A 25,883-nucleotide genomic window follows, 5' to 3' on the forward strand; every position below is an offset into this window, starting at 1 on the left:
GGTTGCTGGTGCTGGCTGATGAAGCCATTGTCACGTTTCAGCCCTTGACCGGCTGCGCGCTTCGGATTAAGACGTAGCGCTTTGCAAGGAGTGAGTAATGCCCATCCGCCCTACCCTCGAGCGCGATATCCAATGGCTGCCGGCGGTAGAACGCTCGGCTGCCCAGGCTTTCGCTGACTGGCCGGCACTGGCGTGGCTGGCGCAGGCCGATGTGCTGGACGTTGATGCGCACCGCGCATTCGTCGCCGCAGGCGCCAGCTGGGTTGCCGACGACCTGCAAGGGCATGTGCTCGGTTTCGCCTGTGCCCGGTTCGAGCGGCAGGCGCTGCACCTGTGCGAGATTTCGGTGGAACGCCAGGCCCAGGGGCAAGGCGTCGGCCGCGCCTTGCTGCGGCAAGTGGTGGATGCCGCGCGCCAGGCGGGTGCCCGCGAGCTGACCTTGACCACGTTTGCCGATGTGCCGTGGAATGCGCCGTTCTACGCACGTTTCGGCTTCGAAAGAATTGACGAGGAACGGCTGGATACACGCCTGCGTGGCATCCTTGCCGATGAGCTTGCCCATGGCCTCGTCGGGCGCTGCGCGATGCGCCTGGGTCTAGGGCGATGAGCCCGGGCGCGCAACGCGCCCCTGCCGCTCGCCAGCAGGCTCAGGGATCCGCACTTGCCCAGCTGTCCTGCGCCACGCAGTACCTGTCCCGGCCTTGACGTTTGGCCTCATACAAAGCCGCATCCGCTGCCGCCATCAGCCGCTCGGCGGTCACCTCCTCCCGCGCCGGATCCCCCGTGGCGATGCCGGCACTGCACGATAACCGCCCCAACGGGCTACCTGCATGCTCCAGCATCTGCCGGCGCAACAGCTGCTGTACCTCCTCCACCAGCAGTTCCGCCCCGCGGGCATCGGTGTCGGGCAGCAGCAGGGTGAACTCTTCGCCACCGTAGCGCACTGCCAGGTCGGCCGGCCGTTTCAGCGCCTGTTGCAGCACTTCGCCAAAGCGCCGCAGGCACTGGTCGCCCGCCGGGTGGCCATAGCGGTCGTTGTAGGCCTTGAAGTAGTCCAGGTCGAGCATCACCAGGGTCAGCGAATAGCCCTGGCGCCGCGCCCGACGCAGTTCCGCTTCGAACACCGCATCCAGCCGCCGGCGGTTGCCCAGCCCGGTCAGGCTATCGGTCAAGGCCAGCGACTTGAGCGTCTGGTGCGCCTGGTGCAGCGCCCGCTCGATGAAGATACGCTCGCGCAACTGGCGCAGTACCACACCACCAAATGCCGCCAGCCCTAACAGCAAAAGCAGCAGCACGGCCATTGATTTGATCGCATCGTGCCGCCAGGGTGCGACGATCGACTCGCGCGACAAGCCGGCCTCCACCACCAACGGATAGCTCGCCAGCGCGCGATAGGCATACAGCCGTGGCGTGCCGTCTACCACCGCAACCGCTTCTACCAGCCCCTCTGCGGCGTAGGGCAGATGGTTGCGGAATATCTCGCTCTTGGCCAGGCTGCTCCCCACTACCCTCTCGACGAAAGGCCGCCGAACCAGGATGGTGCCGTCGCGCAGGGCCAGTACCAGCGCGCCGCGTTCGTCGATCTTGAAGTCGCCGTAGTAATGCACGAACCAGTCCACCTTGATGGTGCCCAGCAACACCCCGGCGAAGCTGCCGTCGGCATGTTCCAGACGCCGGGAAATGGGAATGATCAAGTCACCCGTGGAGCGGCTGCGCACCACCGAGCCGATGTGTACGCCACGGTCGCTGTGGGTGCGGTGGTAGATGAAGTAGTCGCGGTCGGCATTGTTGGCCTTGGGCGGTATTGCTGCCTGGTCGGTAACGATCCAGTTGCCCTCGGCGTCATACACGAACAATCCATGCAGCTGCGGCATGATGTTCTTTTGCTGTACCAGCAAGGCATGCAAGCGCGGCCGGTCGATATGCCCGAAGCCATCGCCTTCCAGGCGCTCGGCCAGGGCTGCGGTGATGGCATCCACCTGGCGGATGGCATCTTCAGCATGTTGCGCCGTGGCCCTGGCCAGGTTGGTGACCATGTTCTCGGCATTGGTAAAGGCATAGCGGTAGTCGCGCCAGATGCGCCAGCCTTCGACCACGACGAAGGCCAGCATCACCATCAGCATGAACGCCAGAACCAGACGGAACAGCGCCACGGCACGGCCCTCACCGGTTATGGCGAAAAGCCCCTCTTCGTCCTTATTCCTGGCTGCGTACATTGAAATTCCTGGCCACCCCGCGCTTGCCGCTGTTCACTATAGTTGACCAGCATGTGGACACCGCCAATGAGGAAAAAGATTAAACCTTTGCCCTGCTTTCACCCTCAACCGTACGCGACACTGAGGTCGCGTCACGGTTTAAGGAGTGAAGCATGAGCAATCTCTTCATCAAGCGCGTCGGTTTTTCCATGGTGCTGGGCCTGGCATCGGTACATGCCCTGGCGGCGAGTTCCGATGACTTTGTCGAGGCGGCCACCGAGTCCGGCATTGCCGAAGTGGTTACCGGTAAGCTGGCCCAGGAGAAAAGCCAGAACACCGAGATCAAGACATTCGCCCAGCAAATGGTCACTGACCACACCCAGGCCAACCAGAAACTCGGTGACATCGCTCGCAAGCTGGACATTTCCGTACCCGATGAAGCGGCGATCACTGACAAGGTCAAGAAAATGATCCTGGAATGGCGCGAGGAGTCCTTCGACAAGGCCTACATCAACAACCAGGTGGATGCTCACGAAAAGGCGGTGGAACTGTTCAAGAAAGAGGCCGCCTCGTCTGACAAGGCCGAACTGAAGGCCTTCGCCAGCGAAACCCTGCCCAAGCTCGAACAGCATCTGGAGCACGCCAAGGCACTTCAGGCCAAGCACGGCAAGTGAGGCCCGCCATGAGTAACGATGCATTGAAGGCCGAGGTGCTGACCCGCCTGCTGCACGCCCACCCTCAAGGGCTCGGCAAGGAGGTGCTGGACAACTACCGCGGCGAGAAAGCGGTGGCCGGTATGCTCAAGACCTTGCAGGAGGCCGGTTTGATCCAGGACGGCAGTGTGGCGGTCGGCAGCGACCACCAGATCAGTGTCAACTACCCGATCAAGCTGTCGGCGGCGGGTGTGGAGGCTGCCAGGCAAGCCGACACTTGAGTGTTGCTTGCCTGGCCCGCCCTGTCGCCGGTAGGCCAGTGCCCCATCGGCCGCGCCTGGTATCAGGGGCGGCCGATGGGGTGGCTGGTTTGCCGGCGATGGCTGCTAGCCAGAGGCTATGGTTTTTTCTCGACGTCTCTGGGCGGCTTGGCCGGCCCTTGCGGGTCGACTTGCGGGTCTTCTGCATCCGGTGAATCCGGGTCGAAACCCAGGTCGACCTTCTTATCGGCCTGCTCGGACGAGTGAGGCCCCTCTTTGCGTACGGGTGGCGATTCAGGCATGGCACTATCTCCAGGGAATGTATAGGGAAGAAAGCACCCACCCGAAAAAGTTTGATCAATCTGCAGCCTGGGGCAGTTGCGCCTTGCACTGTGCCAGTGCTTCATCACGTTCCTTCAACTGCTCATCAAGGCGCTGCAGTTGCCGCGCCATTTCGGCGCACTGGTCGCGGCGCTGCTCCAGGCTCTGCGCCTGAGCCTCCAGCTGCCGACGCATCTCCTCGCTGGCACCCTGCGCCTGGGCCAGGATCGTGCGCAGCCCCTGGATCTGCGCATCACGCTGCTCCAGCAGTTGTTCCTGCGCCCTGCAGGCACCGGAGGCCTGGCGGTGTTCCCCGAGCAACCGCTCGTTATCGCGGTGCAGGCGGGTCAGTTCGTCCTGCTTGACGACCATGCCCTGCTGCAACTGGCGCACTTCCACCTGCAACTGCTGCAGTTGCGCTTCGTGGCGGCGTTGTTCCTGTTCGCGCTGTTCGCGGCTGGCATTGCGGTAGTGCTCCAGCGCGTCGCGGGCATGGCGGTGCTTGTCCTCCAGCGACTTCACTTGCTCGTCCTTGTCCGCCAGGCGCACCTGCAGCTCGCCGAGCGCCTGGTTGAGGCTGGCACTGCGCAGCTGTTCGGCTTGCAGGGTGCTTTGGGTGGAGCGCAGCTTTTCCGCTTCGGCGGCCAAGGCGGCCGCGTCGATCTGATGCTGTTGATGCGCGGCCGCCAACGCCTGCCGAGCGATTGCCAGCTGCGCTTCGAGCTGCTCGCGCTGTTCGATGAAGCGGCTTTCGGCCTGCTCGATCTTCAGGTCAGCCTCGTCCTGCAACTGGGTTGCCAGCTGCCCGACCATTCGGCTGAGCACGTCGCTCAGTGCCATGCCGCCCTCGGCGGCGACGGGCTGCTGGCCGTTCAGCTCCTTCAGGTAGCGGTGGATCGTGGTCTTGGAGCCGGTATTGCCCAGCTCGATACGAATGGCATCGATGCTGGGGTTTTCGCCCCGGGCAATCAGTGCCTGCCGCGCTTGCTGCACTACCACCTTGTTGATACCGCCCCGGGCCATGCCTGCTCCTACGATTTTGTACTGTGTTATGTACCATGTAATTACATACCAATTATGCCGATATGCAAGCCTGCCTGCAAAGTGTTGCTAAGAAGGAATAATCACGGCTTATCGCATGTGAGACGAAAAAACTGCCTGTCCGGCGCTCAGGCAAGCGTACGAAGCCGGCCGGCCAGGCGCCTTGTGTCGGTTACGCTTTGCCGCCACCATGGTGCCTGGCCTCCGATCATCGATAGAAAATGACCCTGGAAAACTACAAGGCAATCGCCGACAGCATCGCGCTGCTGCTGTACCCGCACGCTGAAGTCATCGTTCACGAGCTGCGCAGCCAGACCGTCGTTCACATCGCCAACAATTTCTCCCAGCGCAAACTGGGCGATGAATCGGCGATCGAGCATGAGCTGGAGGACCTGTTGAACGGGGTCAACCTGGGCCCCTACGAAAAGCTCAACTGGAACGGCCAGAAGATCCGCTCGATCAGTACCGTGCTGCGCAACCAGGCCGGTGAAGCCGAGCACCTGATGTGCATCAACCTGAATGTTTCGGTACTGGAGCAGGCACGCGCAGCGCTGGATGCCTTCTTCCAGATGAGCCGGCTGGTGCCGCAGCCCGACTCGCTGTTCCGCAACGACTGGCAGGAACGCATCAACACCTTCCTGCATGCCTGGCTTCGGGAACGCAACCTGTCCCTGCAAACGTTGCAGGCAAAAGACAAGCGCAGCCTGGTGCAGGCGTTGCATGCCGAGGGCGCGTTCGAAGGGCGTAGCGCTGCCGACTACATCGCCAAAGTGCTCAATATGGGCCGCGCCACGGTGTACAAGTACCTGAAGGAACTGCGCGCCTAGGCGGCAGGCAGCGCCTTGCTTTTCGTTCCATGACGCTGGCGAGCCAGGCAGTGGCGCGAGTGGGCGGGCTCACCCTCTTGTCATGAATGGACAATATGTCTATGGTGGACTCACTTTCTACGATTGTTCAGGAGTGCAATCATGTCCACCGCCACAGGTTCGCCCAGCGTCGATGCCACTTACCTCGACACGCTGTACCAGGCGATCAAGGATGCCCATGTGGCGCTACGCCCGGCCGTCAGCATCACACCGCTGACTTACAGTGCCCGGCTGTCGGCAATCAGCGGCTGCCAGGTGCTGCTCAAGTGCGAGCACCTGCAGCACACCGGCTCGTTCAAGTTTCGTGGGGCCAGCAACAAGATCCGCCTGTTGCCGGAGGATCAGCGTACCCACGGGGTGATTGCCGCTTCCTCCGGCAACCACGGCCAGGCGCTGGCACTGGCAGGTAAAGCAGCTGGGGTGCCGATCACCGTGTACACCAGCAATGGCGCTTCTGCCTACAAAGTACAGGCCATGCGCGCACTTGGCGCAGAGGTGATCGGCTTGCCCACCGACCCGTTGGGCGCCGAACTGGAGGCTGCCAGGCAGGCCCAGGTCCAGGGCAAGCCATTCGTCTCCCCCTACAACGACCCGCAGGTCATTGCCGGGCAAGGCACCATCGGCTTCGAGCTGTTCGAGCAGGCACCGGACCTGGACGCGGTGTTCGTTGCCGTTGGTGGTGGCGGGATGATCTCCGGCATTGCTGCAGCCCTGCGGGTACTCAAGCCGGGTACCGATATCATCGGCTGCTGGCCAGAAAACGACCCGGCGCTGGAGCAGTCGCTCAAGGCCGGCGAGATCATCGAGGTGGATGCCACCGACACGCTGTCCGACGGTACCGCTGGCGGCGTCGAGCCTGGCAGCATTACCTTCCCGCTGTGCCAGGCGTTGCTGACCGACACCGTGCTGGTCAGCGAAGCCGAAATCAAAGCTGCCATGCGCGAGATCGCCAGCAGTGAACGCTGGATCATCGAAGGGGCCGCGGCGGTCGCCGTCGCCGGCATGCAGAAGCTGGCCGAGCGTTACCGCGGCAAGCGCGTCGCGGTCATCCTGTGTGGCCGCAACATCGTGCTGGACGCATTCCTCAGGGCGGTCCAGTGAGGTGCTTCAGCAAGGCCCGGATCATTGCCAGCCTCGACCCCGAGCTCGCACTGCACTGCCTGGAACAAGGCTTCATCGCCTTCTCCGCAGGCAAGGTACAGGTACCACCGATCCAGGGCTTCAGTTTCCCAGGGGCGAACGGCGACTGCTGCGTGAAGTCGGCCTATATAGAAGGCAGCGCCACGTTCACTGTCAAAATCTCCACCGGCTTCTATGACAACCCGGGCACAGGCCTGCCGAGCAACGATGGCTTGATGCTGGTGCTGTCTGCGCACACCGGGCAGCCGTTGGCGCTGCTGCATGACGAGGGTTGGCTGACCGGCATGCGCACTGCCCTGGCCGGGCGTATTGCCGCGCGGTTGCTGGCACCGCCGCGGGTCAGTGCGATCGGCATACTGGGCACGGGCATGCAGGCGCGGATGCAGCTTGAACAGCTGGGCGCCATCACCGAGTGCCGTCAGGTCGTGGTCTGGGGGCGGCAGGACAGCGGGCTGGCTGCCTACCGTGCGTTTGCCCGCGCACTGGGTTATCAGGTGCGCACCACGCAGGACGCCGCCGAGGTTGCGGCGGCGGCCAACCTGATTGTCTGCACCACCCCTTCGCGCCAGCCGCTGTTGTTCAGCGAGTGGGTCCGGCCCGGCACGCACATTACCGCTGTGGGTGCCGACGGGCCAGGCAAGCAGGAGCTGGACCCGGCGCTGGTGGCCAGGGCAGAACGCATCGTCGTCGACTCGGTCGCCCAGTGCAGCCAGTACGGCGAAGTTGCCCACGCCTTGCGCAGCGGTCAGATCGACGCGACGCAACTGATCGAGCTGGGTACCTTGCTCGCCAGCGGCGCCCCTGGGCGGCAGCACGCTGACCAGATTACCCTGGCGGACCTGACCGGTGTGGCGGTGCAGGATGCCCAGATCTCGAGCTGCGCGCTGGCGGCGATGACCGCCTGAGGCCACGCCGTTTCAGGTAAAGCGCTGAACTTGCGCTGGTGTGCGCTGCATCAGCACCTTGCCGTGCCGCACCGACACCAGCGCATGCCCCTGGCTGCGTACCATTTCGTAATCATCCGCTGCCGACAGCAGTAGCAGGTTCGCCGGTCGCCCTGCCTCGATACCGTAGCCCTCCCCCAGGTTCAAGGTTCGGGCGCTGTTGTCGGTGATCAGGTCCAGGCAGCGCTGCAGGTCTTCATAACCGAGCATGTGGCAGATGTGCAGGCCGGCCTCGAGAATGCGCAGGATGTTGCCGTTGCCCAACGGGTACCAAGGGTCGACGATGGAGTCCTGGCCAAAGCACACGTTCATCCCGGCGCGATCGATCTCGGACACGCGGGTAACGCCACGGCGTTTCGGGTAGTTGTCGAAACGCCCTTGCAGGTGAATGCTCTCGGTCGGGCAGGAGACGAAATTGATACCCGACAGCTTCAGCAGACGAAACAGCTTGTAGCAGTAGGCATTGTCGTAGGAACCCATGGCCACCGTGTGGCTGGCGGTAACCCGCGGCCCCATGCCGCGCACCCGTGCCTCTTCGGCCAGCACTTCAAGGAAGCGCGACTGCGGATCGTCGGTTTCATCGCAGTGCACGTCCACCAGGCAGCCGGTACGTTCGGCCAGGTCCATCAGGAACTTCACCGACGACACGCCCTGGTCGCGGGTGTTCTCGAAATGCGGAATGCCACCAACCACATCGGCGCCGATGGCCACCGCTTCGGTCATCAGCGCTCGGCCGTTGGCATACGACTCGATGCCCTCCTGGGGGAACGCAACGATCTGCAGGTCGACCAGGTGACGCACTTCGTCACGCACCTCGACCATGGCCTTGAGCGCGGTAAGGGTCGGGTCGGTAACATCGACGTGGGTGCGGACATGCTGGATGCCATGCTCCACCAGCATGTCGATGGTCTTCTTCGCACGGGTCTTGATGTCGTCGTGGGTGGTGATCTGCTTGCGCTCGGCCCAGCGCTCGATGCCTTCGAACAGGGTACCGCTCATGTTCCACTGCGGCTCGCCGGCGGTCAGCGTGGCATCGAGGTGAATGTGCGGCTCGACGAAAGGTGCTATCACCAGGTTTTGCCGCGCATCCAGGTCGCCCACAGTGCCGGGCGTCACCACCTTGGCCTGGGCGACGATGGCGGCAATGCGCTCGCCGTCCAGTTCGATGCGGAACAATCCGGTCTTGCCGCGCAGGCGTGCGTTGATAACGTTCATCTTGTTACTCCTTGCCGTGGTCTTCGCTCATGCGCCATATCAACAGGGCGACGGAAGCATTCATGCGAAAAAGCGGGTCGTCGAGAGACTGCCCGCTGAGTTGTTCGATGCGCAGGATGCGCTGGTTGACGGTGTTGCGGTGCAGCCCCAGGCGCTGTGCGGCCTTGAAACCGTTGCCATTTTCCATGAGCAGGGCGTCCAGGGTGTGCACCAGCGCATGGGCACGTTTGCGCCCGGGGCTGATCAGCGGGCCGAGGGTGCGGCTGACGAAATCGTCGATCAGCGAGCGGTCGAAAATGCCTTGTAGCAGGCGTAGAACACCCAGTTCGCTGAAGTTGCAGTAGCCGTTGGCCGGACGCAAGTGCCGCGCTACATCCAGCGCCTGGCGCGCCTCGTTGAGGGCCTGGCGGTAGTGCGCGCAATCGTCGGCCAGGGCCGACAGGCCCATGTACAGCTGCAGTTCGCCGGTCGCCGCCTGCAACTGCCGGTAGAGGGTAGCCAGTACCTCGGGCAGGTCGCGGCTGTCGGCCAGCAGCACCACGAACAGGTCGCCGGGCAACTGCGCGGTGACACTGCCCGGATGTTGCCGGCACCAGGCTTCGAGCTGGTCTTCCAGGGCCTGGCGGATAGCCTGCCAGGTACGTTCACCCAGTACCAGGCCGTGGCGCTCGAACACCTCATCCACACCTGACAGGCGCAAGGCCAGCAGGCGCCGCGGCTCATCCAGGGCCAATCGCAGGTGCGCTGCCCGTTGCCGGGCAATCGCCAGGCTCGGGTAGTCGCCGGTGAGCAGCTGGCCCAGTATGTCATGGCGCGAGCGGCGCGCCTGGCTGGTCTGCACCAGTGCCGTGCCGATCAGGTGGGTCACCACCACCATCTTCAGCGCATACGGTTGCTCGATCAGCGGCAGGCCCAACTGTTCGGCACGGGCGATGACCGCTGGCGGGATGACCTGGATGAAACTGTCGCCGGTGAGGATGACCATGCCGGCAATACCCACAGCATCGCCATCCTCTATCAGGCTCAGCAGGTTGGCCTCGCCGCGTGGGTGGTTTATACCGGTGACGAACACCAGTTCGCCGCCCATCACCCATTCGGCGATGCCTTCGTTTTCTGCCACGTACGGCCAACGCACCCGGCGGTGCAGGCTGCGCGCCCCGGCCCGCACGCTCAGTTGGTGCAGGCCGGGCAACTGCAGGATCTCCTCCAGCGCCAGGCTCACGGCTCGACGCCTGCCCGGCCTGGCGCGCGGCGCCGAGCAGCCAGTTCGACGAAGGCGATGTAGCACAGTGCCGAAGCGCCGATGCCTACCAGCGGGGCGATCCACGGCGAGGCGCAGGCCAGCACCGCGCCCACGGCATAGGCAGACAGCCCGGTCAGGTTGTAGCGTGGCAGGCGTGCCGCGCCCAGGGCCGGGAACCTGCCGCGGTGGCGGTACCAGAAATCGGCCATGATCACCCCACCCAGTGGCGGAATGATCGAGCCCAGCAGCACCAGGAACGGGATCAGCAATTCGTACATGCCGCCGATCGCCAGCACAATCCCGACGCCGGCGGCCACCAGCGTTGCGGTACGTCGGCGCTCGCTGCGCAGCAGGTGGCAGGCAGCCGCCGACACGTTGTAGATGGTCGGCCCCTGGATCGTCCACAGTTTCAGGCAGAGCATGACCACCGCCGCGAACGACAGCCCTTGCAGCACCATCACCTCGACGATATCGGCCTGCTGGTAGACCATCGCGCACCAGGCCCCGGCCACTACCATCAGGCCGTTGCCGAGCAGGAATGCGACCACGCTGGCAATGACCGCCACCCGGCCGCTACGGGCCAGCCGGGTCCAATTGGTCGCCTGGGTGGCACCACTGGCGAAGGTACCGAAGACCATGGTTACCGCTGCTGAAAAGGTCATGGCCTCATGCGGCACCACCGCGGCCAGGCCGGCAAGCCCCCCGGCATCGCGGGTAGCGATGTACATCGATACCACCAGCAGGCCGAACATCAGCGGCACCGATACCCGCGACAGTACATCCAGGCCCTTGAAGCCAATGATGGCCGTGAGGCTGAAGCCCAGGCCAAACAGCACCATCAACGGCATGCCTAAGCCTTCCGCCAGCCCCAGCAGCCTGACCAGCACGATGGCCACCGTGGCCGTGCCCCAGGCGTACCAGCCCAGTTCGGCGAAACCCAGCAGGAAATCGGAGAGCCGGCTACCCGCTTCACCGAAACAGAAGCGCCCCATCAACACGGTGTTCAGCCCGCTGCGCGCGGCGATGAATGCGAGTGCTGCGGCATACAGGGCCAGCAGGCTGTTGCCGATGGCCGCCACCCACAGCATGTCGACAAAATTGAAGGCCATGCCCAGCTTGCCGCCGGCGAACATCGTGCCGGTAAAGAAGGTGAAGCTGAACAGGACCATCGCGATCGGCAGCAAGCCCTTGCGGGCGGACTGCGGGGCTTCGCTGAGCGGGAATTCGCTGGATGAGCTCATTGCACGGGGCTCCAGGTTGTAGTCGGGAGCAGGGAGAGCAAGATACAGGCCGCTTTTCACCCAGTGGGAGAAGCCGCTCGGAACGGGCGCATGGCACTACCGCCTATGTGCATGCTGAACAGTTAAGTGCAAAAAATACGAAGTGAAAGTGTGCCCGATGACTTTATTTGAGGCGCAGGCGCACCAAAGCAGGTCGGTGTTGGGTAGTTGGTTCCCAGGCAGACGTGGCTTGGAGGAGCAGCCTGTCGCCAGGTCGTTTGTGGCCTTCGCACCGGGGAAATCCTTAAAGGCAATTAGCCATCAGTCATGAGGCTGTCATCTTACTGTCGTATTTTTCGACCATTACCCAGGGTCGGGAACTACCAGCAGTGATTCGCCGTTCGCTTTCATCCGCCAGCCTTCTCCGCCTGCTGATCCTGATGCTGTGTGCAGCGACCCTGGCGTTCCTCTGGGGGCTGCACGTGTCGCAAAGGGCTACTGCAAGGCAGGATGCGCTGGCGGCCAAGGCTGCCGAACACCAGAACCTGGCCAGCCTGGTCGGCGAAAGCCTGCGTCAGCTGGTCGACCGCGCACAGGCGCTGGGCCGGGTTACCCAGGATGACCTGGAGGCCCTGCGCCAGGGCAATGTCAGCCTGCCGAAGCTGCTTGCCGAAGACCCGCTGTTCAAGCGCATGAGCCTGTACGACCGGCAGGGCCGGCTACTGTCGGCCAGCCATGCCGACGTGGCTGCCGAGTTGCCCGAAGCCTGGCTGCAGGAGCTGCAACGGCACGTGTCGCGTTATGGTTTCAGGCCCTTCCTGGCCAGCCTGCAACCCCCCACCCAGCCGGCTACCCTGCCCGACCGGCAGCTAGCCTTTCTGCTGCCGCTGACCGATCCGCCCGGCCACGACCTTGCCAGCATCCTGGTGGTGCAGTTGGATATCGGCTACCTGGCGGTGCTGCTGCAGCACATCGACCTGGGCAGCAGCGGGCTGGTGCGGTTGCTGCAGGAAGATGGCCTGGAACGCTTGCGCATTGACGCCCTCGGCATGGCCGTGGCCACTGCTGCGCTGCAGCCTGTGCTGCCCGGCAACGCCAATGAAGCGGGCAAGCTGACGCAGTACGCGGCCGGCGTCCCCTACCAGAGCCTGTACCGGCGCCTACCCGAGCGCGGCTTCAGCGTGGTGGTCAGCCAGCGGCAGGACGAGGTCCTGGCACCTGCTGCACTGGCCAACACCCGGCAATTCTGGCTGACCCTGGGCATGACCCTGATGATCCTCGCCAGCCTGCTGTGGACCTTGCGCCTGTTGCGCAAACGCCAGGAGGCGTTCAGTGCGCTGGAGCAGGCTCAGCAGGTCAACCAGCAACTGATCGAGCGCCTTGAGGAGGAACACCGGCGCAGCAGCCACGCCGCTGCCACCGACCACCTCAGCGGCCTGCACAACCGCCGCCAGTTCGTCGAAGTGGCCGGCCAGGCACTGACCCGCCAGCGCGGCAAACGGCGCCTGATGGCAATTCTGTTCATCGACATGGACCGCTTCAAATCGATCAACGATTCGCTGGGGCACAAGGTCGGCGACCAGCTGTTGCAGGCCGTGGCCGGGCGTATCCAGCGCCTGCTGGCGCCCGGCGACGAGGCTTCGCGCTTTGGTGGCGACGAGTTCGTGGTGTTGCTGGCGGGTGAGCGCAGCGAGGAACAGATCAATGCCTGGGTCCGCCGACTGGTGCAGAAACTTTCGGCCACCTACGCCCTGGACGGCCAGGAGGTCAACACCAGCCCCAGCGTAGGCGTGAGCATCTGCCCGCGCGATGGCCAGGACATCGACAGCCTGATCCGCAGCGCCGATGCCGCGATGTATTCGGCCAAGCAGGCCGGGCGTGCCCAGTACCGTTTCTTCGACCCGTCGCTTAACCTGGCCGATATCCAGGCCTTCACCCTCGAACAGGCCTTCGGCAGCGCCCTGGCCGAACGCCAGTTCGTGCTCCACTACCAGCCGCAGATCCGTCTCGACACCCAGCAGGTGCTGGGCTATGAAGCCTTGGTACGCTGGGACCATCCCGAATTCGGCCTGCTCTACCCGGACCGCTTCATCGGCCTTGCCGAGCGCAGCGGCTTCATCGTCGAGCTGGGCTGGGAGGTGCTGCGCCTGGCCTGCGAGGCGTTGGCGGCGTGGGCCAGCCAGGGCCGTGAGACGCGGCTGGCGGTGAACGTATCTGCCCTGCAACTGCGTCAGCCGGGTTTCGCGGCGCAGTTGTTGGCCAAACTGCAACAGCACGGCATCGAGCCACAGCGGCTGGAGCTGGAAATCACTGAAACCACCATTCTTGATCCTGAAGGCACGTCAGTGGCGCAGCTACACAGCTTGCGCAGGGCCGGCCTGGGTATCAGCCTGGACGACTTCGGCCGTGGCTACGCCGGCTTTGCCCACTTGCACACGCTGCCGCTGAGCAAGCTGAAGATCGACCGCTCGCTGATCGCAGCATTGTCCAACAGCCATGACGACAGCCCGATCGTGTCCTCCACCATCATCCTGGCCAAACGCCTGGGCCTGGAAGTGGTAGCCGAGGGCGTGGAAACCCGCGAACAGGTGGTATGCCTGAAACTCGCCGGCTGCGATATCGCCCAGGGCTACCACTTCAGTCGGCCACTGTCGCCGGCGCAGTTGCGTGACTATGCGCCGTTCAACGGCCTCCAGGCCAAGGCTTGCGTCTGACCCGGGTGCCCGCAGCGCAGGACAGCCAGACCCTTTTCGGTTTATTGTGTGCTCAATGCCCATCGACACCGCACCATGACCGACATCGAGCGCTACCTGCGTGCCGCCACGCGTGACAACACCCGGCGCAGCTACCAGGCCGCCATCGCGCATTTCGAAACCCACTGGGGTGGCTTTCTCCCGGCCACGGCCGAGAGCGTTGCCCGCTACCTGGCCGAACATGCCGACCTGCATGCCGTCAGCACCTTGCGCCAGCGCCTGGCTGCGCTCAGCCAATGGCACGTTGCCCAAGGTTTCCCCGACCCGACCAAGGCACCGTTGGTGCGCCAGGTGCTGCGCGGTATCCGCACCTTGCACCCGACACCGCCGAAGCAGGCCGCGCCGTTATTGCTGCAGCACCTGCAAAGCGCCGTGGCGTGTTTCGAAGAAGAAGCCCGCCAGGCCCGGCAACGGCATGACCTGGCCGCCCTGCGCCGCGCCCGTCGCGATGCGGCCTTGCTGTTGCTGGGCTTCTGGCGCGGTTTTCGTGGCGATGAGCTGGCGCGGCTGCGTATCGAGCACATCCATGCCGAGGCCGGTGTCGGCATTACCCTGTTCCTGCCGCGCAGCAAGGGCGACCGCGAAGCGCTGGGGGTGCAGCACCGCACGCCGGCGCTGAAGGCGCTGTGCCCGGTCACGGCCTACCTGCAATGGCTGGAGGTGGCCGGCATCGCCCACGGGCCGGTGTTCCGCAAGCTGGACCGCTGGGGCAACCTGGGTGACGCCGCGCTCAACAGCAACAGCCTGGTCGGCCTGCTGCGGCGCATGCTGGCGCGCGCCGAAGTGCCGGCGGCGCTGTATACCGGCCACTCGCTGCGCCGTGGTTTCGCCACCTGGGCCACGGCCAACGGCTGGGAACTGAAGTCGCTGATGAGCTACGTGGGCTGGAAGGACGCCAAATCCGCATTGCGCTACATCGACTCGGCGCAGCGCTTTGGCGAACTGGCCGTGCTACCGGCGAGCCAGGCGCAAGCGCTGATTCCCTGACGCCTCGCTGGGGCCTGGCCGTGCTGCCGAGCGTCCGGGCCAGCGCTATTCCTGCGCGAACGGGCAGCCGCAGCAGCGATCAGCTTCGCCTTGCGCTGTGCCACAAACGGCCAATGTCACAGGCCCGCGCGCGCAGCAGGCTGGCAGCATCGGCACAGGCCTGTTCCAGGCTCATCGGCCCGCTGGCCAAGGCAAAGGCCGCATCGACCCCATGGGCATACAGCTGCTGGTAGCCTTCACCCAGGGTCCCGGCCAGCACCACCACCGGCACGCCATGGCGCTTGGCCAGGCGCGCCACGCCCATGGGGGTCTTGCCGCGCAAGGTCTGCGCATCGAAACGCCCTTCGCCGGTTATCACCAGGTCGGCGCCCTGCACCAAGGCCTCCAGGCCGGCCAGTTCGGCCACCACTTCCACCCCGGGGCGGAACTGCGCGGCCATGAACGCCCGGGCCGCGAAGCCCATGCCGCCGGCGGCGCCACAACCAGGGTAGTCGCGCACATCCTTGGCCAGCAGCTGCGCACAATGGTTGGCAAAATGCCCCAGGGCCTGGTCCAGCGCCTGTACCTGCTGCGCATTGGCACCCTTCTGCGGACCAAAGATCACCGACGCACCATTGCTGCCACACAGCGGGTTGTCGACATCCGCGGCGACCTCGAACGCTACTTCGGCCAGGCGCGGGTCGAGGTCGCTGGCGTCGATGCGGGCCAGCCTGGCCAGGGCCAGGCCGCCCTCCTCCAGCGCTTGCCCGTCAGCGTCCAGCAGGCGCAGGCCGAGTGCCCGCAGCATGCCGCTGCCGGCATCGTTGGTGGCGCTACCACCGATTGCCAACACCACCCGTTGCGCGCCGGCGGCCAAGGCGGCAGCGATCAGCTCACCGGTCCCCCAGCTGCTGCTGCGACAGGCATCGCGCTGGCCGCTGGGCACCAGTTGCAGGCCACTGGCCTGGGCCATTTCGATGATTGCTGTGCGGCTCTGTGGCAACCAGCCCCAACCGGCTTCGACGCTTTGCCCCAGGGGACCACGCACGGTCTGCCGGCGCAGTTCGCCGTGGCTGGCGGCAAGAATCGCCTGCATGGTGCCCTCGCCGCCGTCGGCCATCGGGCATTCACGCAGTTCGGCGTCCGGCCAGGCCTCGCCCAGGCCCGCGGCGATGGCACGGGCGACAGCGGCAGCGTCGAGGCTGTCCTTGAACGAGTCGGGGGCGATGACGATCTTCATGGGGCTTCTCCTGTCCTGATCAGCGGCATGCTGACAGGTGGCTGCCACGCTGGCCTCGGTCGCTTGCACAAAATGCTCTGCGGGTTGTTTGGGCAAATGCCTTCGTGCACCGGCGCAGGCCTTTTCTGGCGGCGCGATCGGGCCGCAGGCCCCGGCTCGATTGGCGGCAGTGACAAGGCCGGGGGTGCGCTCTGCGGCCCGATCGCGACGCCAGGCCGCGCCTACAACGATCGCACCACCGTCAGTCGGCGGGCAGTAACTGCAGCGCCAGGTACAAGCTGAGCATACCCTCCATGCGCAGCGGGTCCACTTCGCCCAGCTCGGCGATGCGCTCCAGGCGGTAGCGCAGGCTGTTGCGGTGGATACCCAGTGCATCGGCACAGGCCTGGCTCTGGCCGTCATGGGCACACCAGGCACGCAGGGTGGCGAGCAACTGGCCGTTGCTGTCCTTGGCGCGAATACGCTGCAACGGTTCCAGCAATTCATCCAGCGCATCATCGTTGCGGTGCCGCCATAGCAGGGCCGGCAGCCGGTAGCGCTGCAGGCTGAGCAGGCGCTCGTCAGGCACCACCTCGCGGCCATAGGCCAGCAAGTCACGTACCCGGCGGTAGCCCCGGCGCAGTTGTTCCAGGCTTTGCGCCGCACTGCCCAGGGCCAGGCGCGCGACCAGCCAGCCATGGCGTTCCAGACGTTCCAGCAGGCGCGGCGCGTCGAGTGCCAGCGCCGCGGGGCGGCACCACAACAAGGACTCGCGCGCGGGGCTTACGCACCAGCTGTCCGGATAACGGCTCGTCAACCATCCGGCCAACGCTTCGGCAGTTGCCCCTGAGGCCAGTTCGAACAGGCAGGGTACCCGCGGCAACTGCGGCTTGAGCCCCAGTTGCCGGGCTTCGTCGAGCAGCCGGGGCGAATCACCGCTGCCGCCCAGCAGCAACGCCAGCAGGTCATCACAGCGCTGCCGCCGCCATTGCTGGTCGGCCTGCAGATGGCGCTGGGCCAGGAGCATTTCGGCGGTCATGCGTACCAGCTCACCATAGGTACGCAGCTGCTGTGGGTCGCCGGTCAGGCCAAGCACGCCCATCAACCTGCCATCGAACATCAGCGGCAGGTTCACCCCCGGTTGCACGCCCTTCAGGCACTTGGCCGCGTCGCTGTCCAGTTCGACGATGCGGCCGTTGGCCAGCACCAGTTGCGCCCCCTCGTGGCGGGTGTTGATACGCTCCGGTTCGCCACTGCCCAGGATCAACCCCTGGCTGTCCATCACATTGACGTTGCACGGCAAGATGGCCATCGCCCGGTCAACGATATCCTGTGCCAGGTCATGGTCGAGTTCGAACATTCAACGGTCCTTGGGGTGTTAGGCTTTTGGGCTCGGGCACAGCCGCGCAGCGCCAGCGCTGTGCAAAAGCACAAAGACAGGCTCGCCGCCGTCCCCGAGACTCGTCAGGGCGAGCGCCGGAACAGGCGACGCGGCGACAACCATAACAACAGAGAACCCGATCATGGCATACAGCCCCGCCCCTGACCAAGGCACGGACACCAACCGCGACGCGCTGTACCGGCGCATCACCCTGCGGCTGATTCCGTTCATTTTCATCTGCTACCTGTTCAACTACCTGGACCGCGTCAACGTCGGCTTTGCCAAGCTGCAGATGCTCGACGCGCTGCAATTCAGCGAAACGGTGTACGGCCTTGGCGCCGGCATCTTCTTCATCGGCTACGTGCTCTGCGGCCTGCCGAGCAACCTGGCGCTCAACCGCTTCGGCCCACGGCGCTGGATCGCGCTGATGATGATCGCCTGGGGTAGCCTCTCCACCTGCCTGCTGTTCGTTACCACGCCTACCGAGTTCTACGCGTTGCGCCTGCTGACCGGCGCCGCCGAAGCCGGCTTTTTCCCCGGCGTGGTGCTGTACCTCTCGCGCTGGTTCCCGGCCGCCCGGCGAGGCCGCATCATGGCCCTGTTCATGTCGGCGATCCCGGTATCGGGCCTGCTCGGCGGGCCGTTCTCCGGCTGGATCCTGGAGCACTTCGCGGCCGGCCAGCACGGCCTGGCCGGCTGGCAGTGGATGTTCCTGATCCAGGGCCTGCCAACCGTCGCCCTGGGGGTATTGGCGGTGTTCCTGCTCAGTGATGGCTACCAGAAAGCCAACTGGCTGAGCCCCGCACAGCGCCAACTGATTGCCGCCGACCTGCAGGCCGAGGCCGCCAGCAAGCCGAGTACCCGCGGCGACGGCGTGCTCGCCGTGCTCGGCAACCCGCTGGTCTGGACGTTCGGTTTCGTCTACTTCTGCATCCAGAGCGGCGTGTACGCGATCAACTTCTGGCTACCGTCGATCATCAAGAACATGGGCTTCGACAACCCATTGCTGATCGGCTGGCTCAGCGCCATCCCGTATTTGCTGGCCGGTGTGTTCATGATCCTCTGCGGGCGCTCGGCCGACCTGCGCAACGAACGCCGCTGGCACCTGGTGGTACCGATGCTGATGGGCGCCATCGGCCTGCTGATCGCGGTGAATTTCGCCGGCAACCCGACCGTCGCCATCCTCGGTCTGTCGATCGCCACCATGGGCGCACTTACCGGCCTGCCGATGTTCTGGCCGATGCCGACCGCGTTGCTCAGCGCCAGCGCGGCAGTGGCCGGGCTGGCGATCATCAACTCGGTGGGCCAGATGGCCGGTTTCCTCAGCCCATACCTGGTCGGCTTCATCAAGGACCAGACCGGCTCCACCGATGCTGCGCTGTATTCGCTGGCAGCGCTGATCGTGCTCGGTAGCCTGGTGGCCTTGCGGGTGACGCGTGCGGCTGCACTGGATACCGCACGGGCGAGTTGAACCTTTTCTTGGGTAAACCCGCTTCCGCGGGGTACTGCACTGGCTTCGAATTGCCGCGGCTTCAGCCGCGGACACCGGCAGAGCCGGTGCCAGCCAACGCGCCGCCTGCTTCGCGGATAAATCCGCTCCTACAAACGGCTTCGACTTGACGCCGTACCTGTAGGGGCGGCTTCAGCCGCGATCACCGGCAGAGCCGGTGCCAGCCACCGCGTGGCCTGCTTCGCGGATAAATCCGCTCCTACAAACGGCTTCGACTTGACGCCGTACCTGTAGGAGCGGCTTCAGCCGCGGACACCGGCAGAGCCGGTGCCAGCCACCGCGTCGCCTGTTTCGCGGATAAATCCGCTCCTGCATTCGAGCCGACGCTCACAGTGGCTTGCCCCTCCGATCGTCAGCTCGACGCATCGCCACCACCGTCCAGGCGTCAAATGATTCCAAAGGCCCCTTTGGAGAATTCCATGACCGAGCACGCCGTGGCCCGCCTGGCCGAGCTTGACCAACATCGCCCCCTGCGCGTCCAGGCCGGCAGCGAGGAACTCATCCTGATCCGTCAAGGCGACCAGATACATGCCTACCAGGGCAACTGTCCCCACGAAGGTGCTCCGCTCGACCAAGGCGTAGTCTGCGGCGGCCTGCTGGTCTGCCCATGGCACAAGGCCGCGTTCGCCGTCGACGAAGGCGCGGTGTGCGAGCCGCCGGCCCTGGCCGACCTGCGCCGCTACAAGGCCTGGGTCAAAGGCGACGAGGTCTGGGTCGATGATCAACCGCTGCCGGCCATCGAACCACCCAGGCACAGCGATGCCCGATGCTTCGTGGTGGTCGGCGCCGGTGCAGCCGGCAGTGCCGCAGTCGCCACGCTGCTGGCCCATGGTTTCGCCGGGCGCCTGATCTGGGTCGACCAGGAACGCCAGCCAGGCTATGACCGCACGGCGCTCAGCAAATTCGTCATCGCCGGGCAGATGTCACCCGACGAAGTACCTGCCCTGCTCGACCCCAACGCCCTGCGCAAGGGCCAGTTGCAGCGCAGGCATGGCAAGGTCCGCACATTGAACAGCCAGAAGCGCCAGCTCACCCTGGCCGACGGCCAGCAGATCGACTACGACGCCTGCCTGCTGGCCACTGGTGGCAAGGCGCTGCGCCCCGAAATCCCGGGGGTCGAGCTGCCTGGGGTGTTCACCCTGCGTTCACGGGAGGATGCCGCGCAGTTGCTCGATGCTGCCGAACCCGGGCAGCCGGTGGTAATCGTCGGCGATGGCTTCATCGGCCTGGAAGCCGCCTCGGCCTTGCGCAAATACGGCGTGCAGGTGCACCTGGTCAGCCGCCATGAAGTGCCCCTGGCCCGCCAGTTGGGTGAGCGCATCGGCCGCAGTATCCGTGCCCTGCATGAACGCAAAGGGGTGGTCTTCCATGGCCCCACCGAGGTCGAGCGCATCGACGGCAATGGCAGGGTCGAAGCCGTGCTGCTGGCGAACGGTGTACGGCTGCACACGCCCCTGGTCTTGCTCGGCACCGGGGTCAAGCCGGCCACCGGGTTCATTCAGGGCGTGCAACTGATGGAAGACGAATCGGTGCAGGTCGATGCCGAAATGCGTGCTGCAGATGGCCTGTGGGCCGCGGGCGATATCGCCACCTTCCCGCTCACCGGGCGCCCGGTGCGCATCGAGCATTGGCGCCTGGCCCAGCAACACGGGGTGATCGCCGCCGCGAACATGCTCGGCGAACAGCGCCGCTACGCCGACGTGCCGTTCTTCTGGACCTACCAGCACGGCCGCACCTACGAGGTACTGGGCCATGCGCAGGAGTGGAACCATATCGAGTTCGTCGGCGCCCCGGAGCAAGGTGACTTCATCGCCTTGCAATGCCTGGACGAGCGGGTCGAGGCGGTAATCGCCAAGGGCTACTCGGATGCCATGGCGACACTGTCGCAACGCATGAAGCGCCCGCTGAGCCTGCAGGAGGCACGGCTGCTGATCGGCTGAGGTGCGCCTTTCAATGCGCCCCGGTTGTGTGTAAAACAGGCAGCTCAGCCGACTGCAAAAGGAACCACGCGCATGATTTACCGCCCCCTCGGCCACAGTGGCCTGCAGGTTTCCGCCCTGACCCTGGGCAGCATGATGTTCGGCGAGCAGACCAGCACCGAAGACGCCCTGCGCATCATCGACAAGGCCTGGGACCAGGGTATCAACTTCATCGACACCGCCGACGTGTACAACGCCGGGCGCTCGGAAGAAATCGTCGGCGAAGCGGTGGCCCGCCACCGTCACGACTGGATCGTCGCCAGCAAGGTCGGTTTCGGCCCGGCCGATGGCTTGCCCAACCGCAGCGGGCTGTCGCGCAAGCATATCTTCAATGCCTTGCATGCAACCTTGACGCGCATGGACATGGACTACCTGGACATCTACTACCTGCACCGCGAAGACCACAAGGTGCCGCTGGAAGAAAGCGTGCAGGCGATCGGCGACCTGCTGCGCCAGGGCAAGATCCGCTATTGGGGCGTGTCCAACTTCCGCGGCTGGCGGATCGCCGAGGTATGCCACATTGCCGAGCGCCTGGGCGTGCCCAGGCCGGTGATCAGCCAACCGCTGTACAACATCGTTAACCGCCAGGCAGAAGCCGAGCAACTGACGGCTGCCGGTGCGCATGGCCTGGGTGTGGTGCCCTACAGCCCGCTGGCGCGCGGCGTGCTCAGCGGCAAGTACGCACCGGGCGCCACGCCGGATTCAGGTAGCCGGGCTGGGCGCCAGGACAAACGCATCATGGAGGTGGAGTGGCGCCAGGAGTCACTGGCCATTGCCCGGCAGATCCAGGCCTACGTGCAAGCCAAAGGCGTGGGCATGGTCGAATTCGCGATCGCCTGGGTGCTGAACAACCAGCTGGTCAGCTCGGCGATTGTCGGCCCGCGCACCGAGGAGCAGTGGGCCACCTATGGTGGAGCGCTGGGCGTGAAGATCACCGCCGAGGACGAGGCGTTCATCGATTCGCTGGTGACACCGGGGCATGCGTCGACGCCGGGCTTCAATGATGTAGCGCATTATGTGAGCGGGCGGCTCGCACGCAGCTGACTGCCCTGCTGTTGCGGCCCCTTCGCAAGTCAACCTGCTCCCACCGAGTTAGGCTCTGTGGGAGCGGGATCACCCGCGCGAGGTCCGGAACAGGCAGGCTACCCGCTCAGGCATCAGCCATTGGCCGCTCAGTGTCCCCGCTCAGCGGTGCTGACGCCCAGGTAACGGTCGGTCCATGCAGCCAACGGCAACGGTGGCTGCTGGTCGACGATACGTCGCCAGATCAGCACCAGGTCATCGCCATTGAACATCGACCCTGGCCCGGCGCCCTGCCACATCGAGGGCACGTCGGCCGTCCAGCGCCCCTGGTCGTCGCGATGGGCCATGGTGAAACGGAACGTGTAGTTCCCTGGAATACCCATGCGCAGGTCGGTGACCACCAGCGCATCGCCGATCTGGTCGTAGCGCAGCCAGTCATCGGTGAACCAGCGCAGGCGCTGGTGCAATGGCTGGTCGGCAAGCACCTTGGCCAGTTCCAGATTACGTGGCAAGCGCTGCATTTCTGGCGCCTGCCGGTCAAACCCGCTGCTGATACCTTCGTAGTAATCGCCATCCGGGGTCTTGGCCAGCACCCGCCAGACCAGGCTGTTGAAGGCAATCGGCACGGCGCGTACTTCGCTGGCGACAAGGCCTTGCTGGTCGAGCGCCGCCTGGAAGCGCTGCTCGGCCGCCATGCGCCCGGCCAGGCCGAAACCCAGGTAGGCCGCGCCGAATAGCAGGGCCAGGGTCAGCAGCCGCGTGGCCTTGCGGGTCAGCCCTTTGCAGCTGGCGTAGATCACCGCCGCCAGCAGCGGCAGGGTGTAGACCGGGTCGATGATGAAGACCGCAGCCCAGCTCTGCGGAGTAGTCTGCAAAGGCCAGAACAACTGTGTGCCATACACCGTGAAGGCATCGAGCAGCGGGTGGGTGACCAGTACCAGCCAGAACGCCAGGAACAGCCTGGGCATGCTGTAGCCCTTGCCTGGCCAGCAGCGGTTGACCAGCCAGGCCAGCAGCCAGGCCAGCCCGGTCAGCACCAACAGTGAATGGGAAAAGCCGCGGTGATAGGTCATCTGCGACACCGGATCGGCGTAGCGGATGATCACGTCCAGGTCGGGCAGCGTGGCCAGCGCCGCACCATACAGTAGCGAACGGCGGCCCTGGAGGCGGCCGAGCACGCTACCTTGCAGGCGGCGCCGAGTACGGCTTGGGTAATGGAGTCCACGGGTGGCATTCCTGAAAGCTAGGTTTCCGAAAGCTACCCTCAACCCGCCGCGAGGCGCAATTCCTGGATCTCGAAGGTGATACATCAGCCAGGTGCAGGAGCGGCCTTGCGTCGCGATGGGCTGCGCAAGGCCGCGCCTACAGGATTCTCCGAAACCGGGGATCTAGAACAATTGCCAGGTGTACACCAGCGTCAGGCGATTCTCGTCGATATCGCTGCGGTAGTTGGACCGTGCCATGGCATTGCGTACCCGTATGCCCAGCCCCTTCAGCATCCCACCCTGTAGCGCATAGCCGATATCCAGGTCTCGCTCGCGGTCGCGTCCTTCATATCCGTGCCCGGTGTCGACGTTGTTACCGCTGATATAGCGCACGGTCGCGGTCAGCCCCGGCACGCCCATGGCGGCAAAGTTATAGTCATAGCGCACCTGGTAAGAGCGTTCGTCGGTGTAGGCAAACTCGTAGGTCGGTACCTCGTTACCCAGCGGCGAGATGTTGGCGAATACCCGTGGGAACGGGCTGTCTCCATAGATACCCTGGTAGCCGACGTGGAAACTGTGCCCGCCATGGCGGGCCGTGAACAGCGAAAAGAACGCCTGGTTGTCGAGAGCGCCCAGCAGCGCATCGCCATCCTCGTGGGCCGTGAAGTAGCCCAGGTTGGCCGCGAGCACCCAGTCGCCCAGAGGCTTGCTGTGCTTGAAGCCGACAAAGCCCTGTGCGTAGATGTCCTCCAGCTGGCCATACCAGAGGCTGACACTGCTCTGGTTGGCATTGAACGCATAGTCCCCGCCCAGGTAGTTGAAGGCATCACTGGCAGCCTGGCGCATCGGCACATGGCCGAGCATGGCGTTCATCTTGCCGTCCCCGCCTTCGTTGCGCAGGTGGGTGCTGTTCAGGTGCCCGGCCTGCAGGGTCAGCCCGTCGATATCCGCCGAGCTCAGGCTGGCCCCCTGGTAGGTCGGGGGCAGCAGGCGGATGTCGCTGAAGGTCAGCACCGGCAGGTTCGGTTGCAGTTCGCCGACGCGCAGTTCGGTTTTCGCCAGGCGAGCCTTGAAGGTCGGCGCCAGGCGGCTGTATTCGTCGGCGGCACGGCCGTCGCCATGCACCGGCAACAGGCCGGTGTTGGTGCGCCCGGGGCTGCTGTCGAGCTTGATGCCCAGCAGGCCCAGGGCATCCACCCCAAAGCCGACGGTACCGGGCGTGTATCCCGACTTGAAATCGAGGATGAAACCTTGGGCCCACTCCTCGGCCTTGGATTGCCGGTTGGCCCCGACGATGTCGGAGAAGTCGCGGCTGAAGTAGTAATTACGGGCGCTCAGGGTGGCCTTCGAGTCCGCGAAGAAGCCGCCTTCGGCGGCCAGCAACGGTTGGCTGAGCAAAGTCAGGCCCAGGGCGACGCAAGGGGTGTGGTTCATTCCGAAGCTCTCTTGATCTTGTTTTTATGGATAAAGCGTTGGAAACACGGCGGTTCAAGGGTTACGGCGCAGCACCTCCCGGGCACCTGGCTGGCATAACCGAAGCAGTGCGTGGGCCAGCAGGCCGAACAGCAAGCCCCAGAACGCCGCTGAAAGGCCAAGGAAGGTCACCCCCGAAGCGCTGACCAGGAAGGTGAACAGCCCGGCATCGCGCTCGGCCGGCGCGGCCAGGCTGCGGGCCAGGGCTTCGCTGATGGCGCCATACAGGGCCAACCCGGCCAGGGCGCCGACCAGCGCGGCAGGAAACGCGGTGAACAGCGACATCAGGGTCGCCCCGGCGACCCCGAGCAGCAGGTACAGCGCACTGCCAGCGACCGCCGCCACGTAGCGCCGCCGTGGGTTTTCGTGGGCTTCATGGCCGGTGCACAGGCTGGCAGTAACTGCCGCCAGGTTCAGCCCGTGGCAAGCGAACGGCGCGAGCACGGCACCTGCCAAGGCGCTGGCGCTGATGATCGGGCTGGCCGGGGTGCGGTAGCCGGCGTTGCGCAGTACCGCCATGCCTGGCATGAACTGCCCGGTCAGGGCGACCAGCACCATTGGCAGTGCCAGGCTGAACACCGCCGTCAAGCTGAACTGCGGGGCCACCCACTGTGGTGTCGCCAGCTGCAGCACCAGCACCTCGCTGCGCAACGCACCGCTGGCCACGCTCACGGCTGTGCCCACGCACAACACCGCCGCCACGGCGTAGCGCGGCTGCACCTGGCGCATCAGCACGTAGGTGATGAACAGGGTCAGCACCAGCAGCGGTTGCACCGGCAAGGCGCGGAACACTTCGATGCCGAAACTGAACAGGATGCCGGCCTGCATGCCGGCGGCAATGGAACCCGGCAGGTGCGCGATGATGCGGTCGAAAGCCCCGCTGATACCGATCAGCAGCAAGATCAGGTTGGCCACCAGATAGGCCCCCACGGCCTGCTCCAGGCCAAGCTGCGGCAAGGCGGTGACCAGCAGCGCCGAACCGGGGATGGACCAGGCGATGACCACCGGTTCCCGGTAGCGCAGGCTGAGCAGCGCACCGAGCACGGCACTGCCCACGGAAACCGCCCAGACCCACGAAGACAGCTGCTGCTGGGACAGGCCGGCAGCCTCGGCGGCGTGGAAGATGATCACCAACGGGCCGGCATAAGAAATCATCGTGGCGATGCAGCCGGCGACGATGGCGGACAGCGAGCTGTCCTTGATCAAGGTTTTCATGACGCTTCTCGCAAGGCGGCGGCCGGCCTGGGTGGCTGGCTCTTGTTTTGTGCTGGCGGCT

Annotated in this window: 21 protein-coding genes and 1 pseudogene; 11 read left to right on the forward strand and 11 right to left on the reverse strand. The window is 65.0% G+C overall.

What is annotated here, in order from left to right:
• Nucleotides 1–97: 97 nt before the first annotated feature.
• Nucleotides 98–607, forward strand: a complete 510-nt coding sequence (locus tag HG549_RS13360; protein WP_170029925.1) for a GNAT family N-acetyltransferase — start codon at nucleotides 98–100, stop codon at nucleotides 605–607.
• Between the two features lie 40 nt (nucleotides 608–647).
• On the opposite strand, the gene HG549_RS13365 is transcribed toward HG549_RS13360, so the two are convergent.
• Complete coding sequence (locus HG549_RS13365; protein WP_170029926.1) at nucleotides 648–2,216, reverse strand: sensor domain-containing diguanylate cyclase; 1,569 nt, start codon at nucleotides 2,214–2,216, stop codon at nucleotides 648–650.
• Between the two features lie 152 nt (nucleotides 2,217–2,368).
• On the opposite strand from HG549_RS13365, the gene HG549_RS13370 reads away from it, so the two are divergent.
• On the forward strand, nucleotides 2,369–2,869 hold the full coding sequence (locus HG549_RS13370) for a DUF4142 domain-containing protein (RefSeq protein WP_170029928.1): 501 nt from the start codon (nucleotides 2,369–2,371) through the stop codon (nucleotides 2,867–2,869).
• Nucleotides 2,870–2,877: 8 nt separating this feature from the next.
• The gene (locus HG549_RS13375; protein WP_170029929.1) at nucleotides 2,878–3,129 is read left to right on the forward strand and encodes a hypothetical protein; all 252 of its coding nucleotides are present in this window, start codon (nucleotides 2,878–2,880) and stop codon (nucleotides 3,127–3,129) included.
• Nucleotides 3,130–3,245: 116 nt separating this feature from the next.
• Here HG549_RS13375 and HG549_RS13380 read toward each other — a convergent pair whose 3' ends face one another.
• Complete coding sequence (locus HG549_RS13380; RefSeq protein ID WP_170029931.1) at nucleotides 3,246–3,410, reverse strand: DUF6021 family protein; 165 nt, start codon at nucleotides 3,408–3,410, stop codon at nucleotides 3,246–3,248.
• Between the two features lie 55 nt (nucleotides 3,411–3,465).
• Nucleotides 3,466–4,452, reverse strand: a complete 987-nt coding sequence (locus HG549_RS13385) for a DNA-binding protein (RefSeq protein WP_170029933.1) — start codon at nucleotides 4,450–4,452, stop codon at nucleotides 3,466–3,468.
• 239 nt (nucleotides 4,453–4,691) lie between these two features.
• Between HG549_RS13385 and HG549_RS13390 the strand changes: the two genes are divergently transcribed.
• The 3 genes from HG549_RS13390 to HG549_RS13400 all read left to right on the forward strand — a co-directional run bounded on the left by HG549_RS13390 (nucleotide 4,692) and on the right by HG549_RS13400 (nucleotide 7,381).
• Nucleotides 4,692–5,297: a transcriptional regulator gene (locus HG549_RS13390; RefSeq protein ID WP_170029935.1), complete on the forward strand. Its 606-nt coding sequence runs from the start codon at nucleotides 4,692–4,694 to the stop codon at nucleotides 5,295–5,297.
• Nucleotides 5,298–5,438: 141 nt separating this feature from the next.
• Nucleotides 5,439–6,437 (forward strand): threonine/serine dehydratase, encoded by a 999-nt coding sequence (locus HG549_RS13395; RefSeq protein WP_170029937.1) that lies wholly within the window; start codon nucleotides 5,439–5,441, stop codon nucleotides 6,435–6,437.
• On the forward strand, nucleotides 6,434–7,381 hold the full coding sequence (locus tag HG549_RS13400) for an ornithine cyclodeaminase family protein (protein ID WP_170029939.1): 948 nt from the start codon (nucleotides 6,434–6,436) through the stop codon (nucleotides 7,379–7,381). Before HG549_RS13395 ends, HG549_RS13400 begins: the two co-directional genes overlap by 4 nt.
• Before the next feature lie 12 nt (nucleotides 7,382–7,393).
• Here the strand turns inward: HG549_RS13400 and codA are convergent, their stop codons facing one another.
• The 3 genes from codA to codB are packed head-to-tail and all read right to left on the reverse strand — an operon-like array spanning nucleotide 7,394 to nucleotide 11,119.
• On the reverse strand, nucleotides 7,394–8,635 hold the full coding sequence (codA, locus tag HG549_RS13405; protein ID WP_170029940.1) for a cytosine deaminase: 1,242 nt from the start codon (nucleotides 8,633–8,635) through the stop codon (nucleotides 7,394–7,396).
• 4 nt (nucleotides 8,636–8,639) lie between these two features.
• A complete protein-coding gene (locus HG549_RS13410; RefSeq protein WP_170029941.1) occupies nucleotides 8,640–9,857 on the reverse strand; it encodes a PucR family transcriptional regulator in 1,218 nt (405 codons plus the stop codon).
• The gene (gene codB / locus HG549_RS13415; RefSeq protein WP_170029942.1) at nucleotides 9,854–11,119 is read right to left on the reverse strand and encodes a cytosine permease; all 1,266 of its coding nucleotides are present in this window, start codon (nucleotides 11,117–11,119) and stop codon (nucleotides 9,854–9,856) included. The genes HG549_RS13410 and codB overlap by 4 nt, the downstream gene beginning before the upstream one ends.
• A gap of 368 nt (nucleotides 11,120–11,487) precedes the next feature.
• On the opposite strand from codB, the gene HG549_RS13420 reads away from it, so the two are divergent.
• Together HG549_RS13420 and HG549_RS13425 are read left to right on the forward strand one after the other, a co-directional pair.
• On the forward strand, nucleotides 11,488–13,812 hold the full coding sequence (locus tag HG549_RS13420) for a bifunctional diguanylate cyclase/phosphodiesterase (RefSeq protein ID WP_170029943.1): 2,325 nt from the start codon (nucleotides 11,488–11,490) through the stop codon (nucleotides 13,810–13,812).
• Nucleotides 13,813–13,887: 75 nt separating this feature from the next.
• On the forward strand, nucleotides 13,888–14,838 hold the full coding sequence (locus HG549_RS13425; RefSeq protein ID WP_170029944.1) for a tyrosine-type recombinase/integrase: 951 nt from the start codon (nucleotides 13,888–13,890) through the stop codon (nucleotides 14,836–14,838).
• 79 nt (nucleotides 14,839–14,917) lie between these two features.
• Here the strand turns inward: HG549_RS13425 and HG549_RS13430 are convergent, their stop codons facing one another.
• Together HG549_RS13430 and HG549_RS13435 are read right to left on the reverse strand one after the other, a co-directional pair.
• Nucleotides 14,918–16,057, reverse strand: coding sequence for a glycerate kinase (locus tag HG549_RS13430; protein ID WP_170029945.1), 1,140 nt, complete (start codon nucleotides 16,055–16,057; stop codon nucleotides 14,918–14,920).
• A 241-nt stretch (nucleotides 16,058–16,298) separates the two neighbouring features.
• Nucleotides 16,299–17,396, reverse strand: a complete 1,098-nt coding sequence (locus HG549_RS13435) for a sugar diacid recognition domain-containing protein (RefSeq protein WP_170029946.1) — start codon at nucleotides 17,394–17,396, stop codon at nucleotides 16,299–16,301.
• 163 nt (nucleotides 17,397–17,559) lie between these two features.
• Here HG549_RS13435 and HG549_RS13440 point away from each other — a divergent pair, with 163 nt between their 5' ends.
• The 3 genes from HG549_RS13440 (at nucleotide 17,560) to HG549_RS13450 (ending at nucleotide 21,950) form a co-directional block, all read left to right on the forward strand.
• Nucleotides 17,560–18,888, forward strand: coding sequence for an MFS transporter (locus HG549_RS13440; protein ID WP_170029948.1), 1,329 nt, complete (start codon nucleotides 17,560–17,562; stop codon nucleotides 18,886–18,888).
• Nucleotides 18,889–19,346: 458 nt separating this feature from the next.
• Nucleotides 19,347–20,867 carry an FAD-dependent oxidoreductase gene (locus tag HG549_RS13445; protein ID WP_170029950.1) on the forward strand — a complete coding sequence of 507 codons (1,521 nt, stop codon included), beginning with the start codon at nucleotides 19,347–19,349 and terminating at the stop codon, nucleotides 20,865–20,867.
• 72 nt (nucleotides 20,868–20,939) lie between these two features.
• Nucleotides 20,940–21,950 (forward strand): aldo/keto reductase, encoded by a 1,011-nt coding sequence (locus HG549_RS13450; protein WP_170029952.1) that lies wholly within the window; start codon nucleotides 20,940–20,942, stop codon nucleotides 21,948–21,950.
• A gap of 128 nt (nucleotides 21,951–22,078) precedes the next feature.
• On the opposite strand, the pseudogene HG549_RS13455 reads toward HG549_RS13450, so the two are convergent.
• From HG549_RS13455 to HG549_RS13465, 3 genes and pseudogenes are all read right to left on the reverse strand, one after another.
• A pseudogene (locus HG549_RS13455) lies at nucleotides 22,079–23,154 on the reverse strand (metal-dependent hydrolase).
• Nucleotides 23,155–23,317: 163 nt separating this feature from the next.
• Entirely contained in the window at nucleotides 23,318–24,568 is a 1,251-nt protein-coding gene (locus HG549_RS13460) for an OprD family porin (protein ID WP_170029954.1), read from the reverse strand.
• Nucleotides 24,569–24,622: 54 nt separating this feature from the next.
• Nucleotides 24,623–25,822, reverse strand: a complete 1,200-nt coding sequence (locus HG549_RS13465; RefSeq protein ID WP_170029956.1) for a benzoate/H(+) symporter BenE family transporter — start codon at nucleotides 25,820–25,822, stop codon at nucleotides 24,623–24,625.
• Nucleotides 25,823–25,883 lie beyond the last annotated feature (61 nt).

Origin of the sequence: Pseudomonas sp. SK (assembly GCF_012975065.1) — a bacterium.
GTDB lineage: Bacteria > Pseudomonadota > Gammaproteobacteria > Pseudomonadales > Pseudomonadaceae > Aquipseudomonas > Aquipseudomonas anuradhapurensis.

What these genes read in the sequence shown, in the direction of transcription:
- HG549_RS13465 (WP_170029956.1), bottom strand. Translation starts at nt 25,822, where the DNA reads ATGAAAACCTTGATCAAGGACAGCTCGCTGTCCGCCATCGTCGCCGGC.
- HG549_RS13365 (WP_170029926.1), bottom strand. Translation starts at nt 2,216, where the DNA reads ATGTACGCAGCCAGGAATAAGGACGAAGAGGGGCTTTTCGCCATAACC.
- HG549_RS13440 (WP_170029948.1), top strand. Translation starts at nt 17,560, where the DNA reads ATGGCATACAGCCCCGCCCCTGACCAAGGCACGGACACCAACCGCGAC.
- HG549_RS13395 (WP_170029937.1), top strand. Translation starts at nt 5,439, where the DNA reads ATGTCCACCGCCACAGGTTCGCCCAGCGTCGATGCCACTTACCTCGAC.
- HG549_RS13445 (WP_170029950.1), top strand. Translation starts at nt 19,347, where the DNA reads ATGACCGAGCACGCCGTGGCCCGCCTGGCCGAGCTTGACCAACATCGC.
- HG549_RS13435 (WP_170029946.1), bottom strand. Translation starts at nt 17,396, where the DNA reads ATGTTCGAACTCGACCATGACCTGGCACAGGATATCGTTGACCGGGCG.
- codB (WP_170029942.1), bottom strand. Translation starts at nt 11,119, where the DNA reads ATGAGCTCATCCAGCGAATTCCCGCTCAGCGAAGCCCCGCAGTCCGCC.
- HG549_RS13380 (WP_170029931.1), bottom strand. Translation starts at nt 3,410, where the DNA reads ATGCCTGAATCGCCACCCGTACGCAAAGAGGGGCCTCACTCGTCCGAG.
- HG549_RS13375 (WP_170029929.1), top strand. Translation starts at nt 2,878, where the DNA reads ATGAGTAACGATGCATTGAAGGCCGAGGTGCTGACCCGCCTGCTGCAC.
- HG549_RS13385 (WP_170029933.1), bottom strand. Translation starts at nt 4,452, where the DNA reads ATGGCCCGGGGCGGTATCAACAAGGTGGTAGTGCAGCAAGCGCGGCAG.
- HG549_RS13360 (WP_170029925.1), top strand. Translation starts at nt 98, where the DNA reads ATGCCCATCCGCCCTACCCTCGAGCGCGATATCCAATGGCTGCCGGCG.
- HG549_RS13460 (WP_170029954.1), bottom strand. Translation starts at nt 24,568, where the DNA reads ATGAACCACACCCCTTGCGTCGCCCTGGGCCTGACTTTGCTCAGCCAA.
- HG549_RS13430 (WP_170029945.1), bottom strand. Translation starts at nt 16,057, where the DNA reads ATGAAGATCGTCATCGCCCCCGACTCGTTCAAGGACAGCCTCGACGCT.
- HG549_RS13390 (WP_170029935.1), top strand. Translation starts at nt 4,692, where the DNA reads ATGACCCTGGAAAACTACAAGGCAATCGCCGACAGCATCGCGCTGCTG.
- codA (WP_170029940.1), bottom strand. Translation starts at nt 8,635, where the DNA reads ATGAACGTTATCAACGCACGCCTGCGCGGCAAGACCGGATTGTTCCGC.
- HG549_RS13450 (WP_170029952.1), top strand. Translation starts at nt 20,940, where the DNA reads ATGATTTACCGCCCCCTCGGCCACAGTGGCCTGCAGGTTTCCGCCCTG.
- HG549_RS13425 (WP_170029944.1), top strand. Translation starts at nt 13,888, where the DNA reads ATGACCGACATCGAGCGCTACCTGCGTGCCGCCACGCGTGACAACACC.
- HG549_RS13370 (WP_170029928.1), top strand. Translation starts at nt 2,369, where the DNA reads ATGAGCAATCTCTTCATCAAGCGCGTCGGTTTTTCCATGGTGCTGGGC.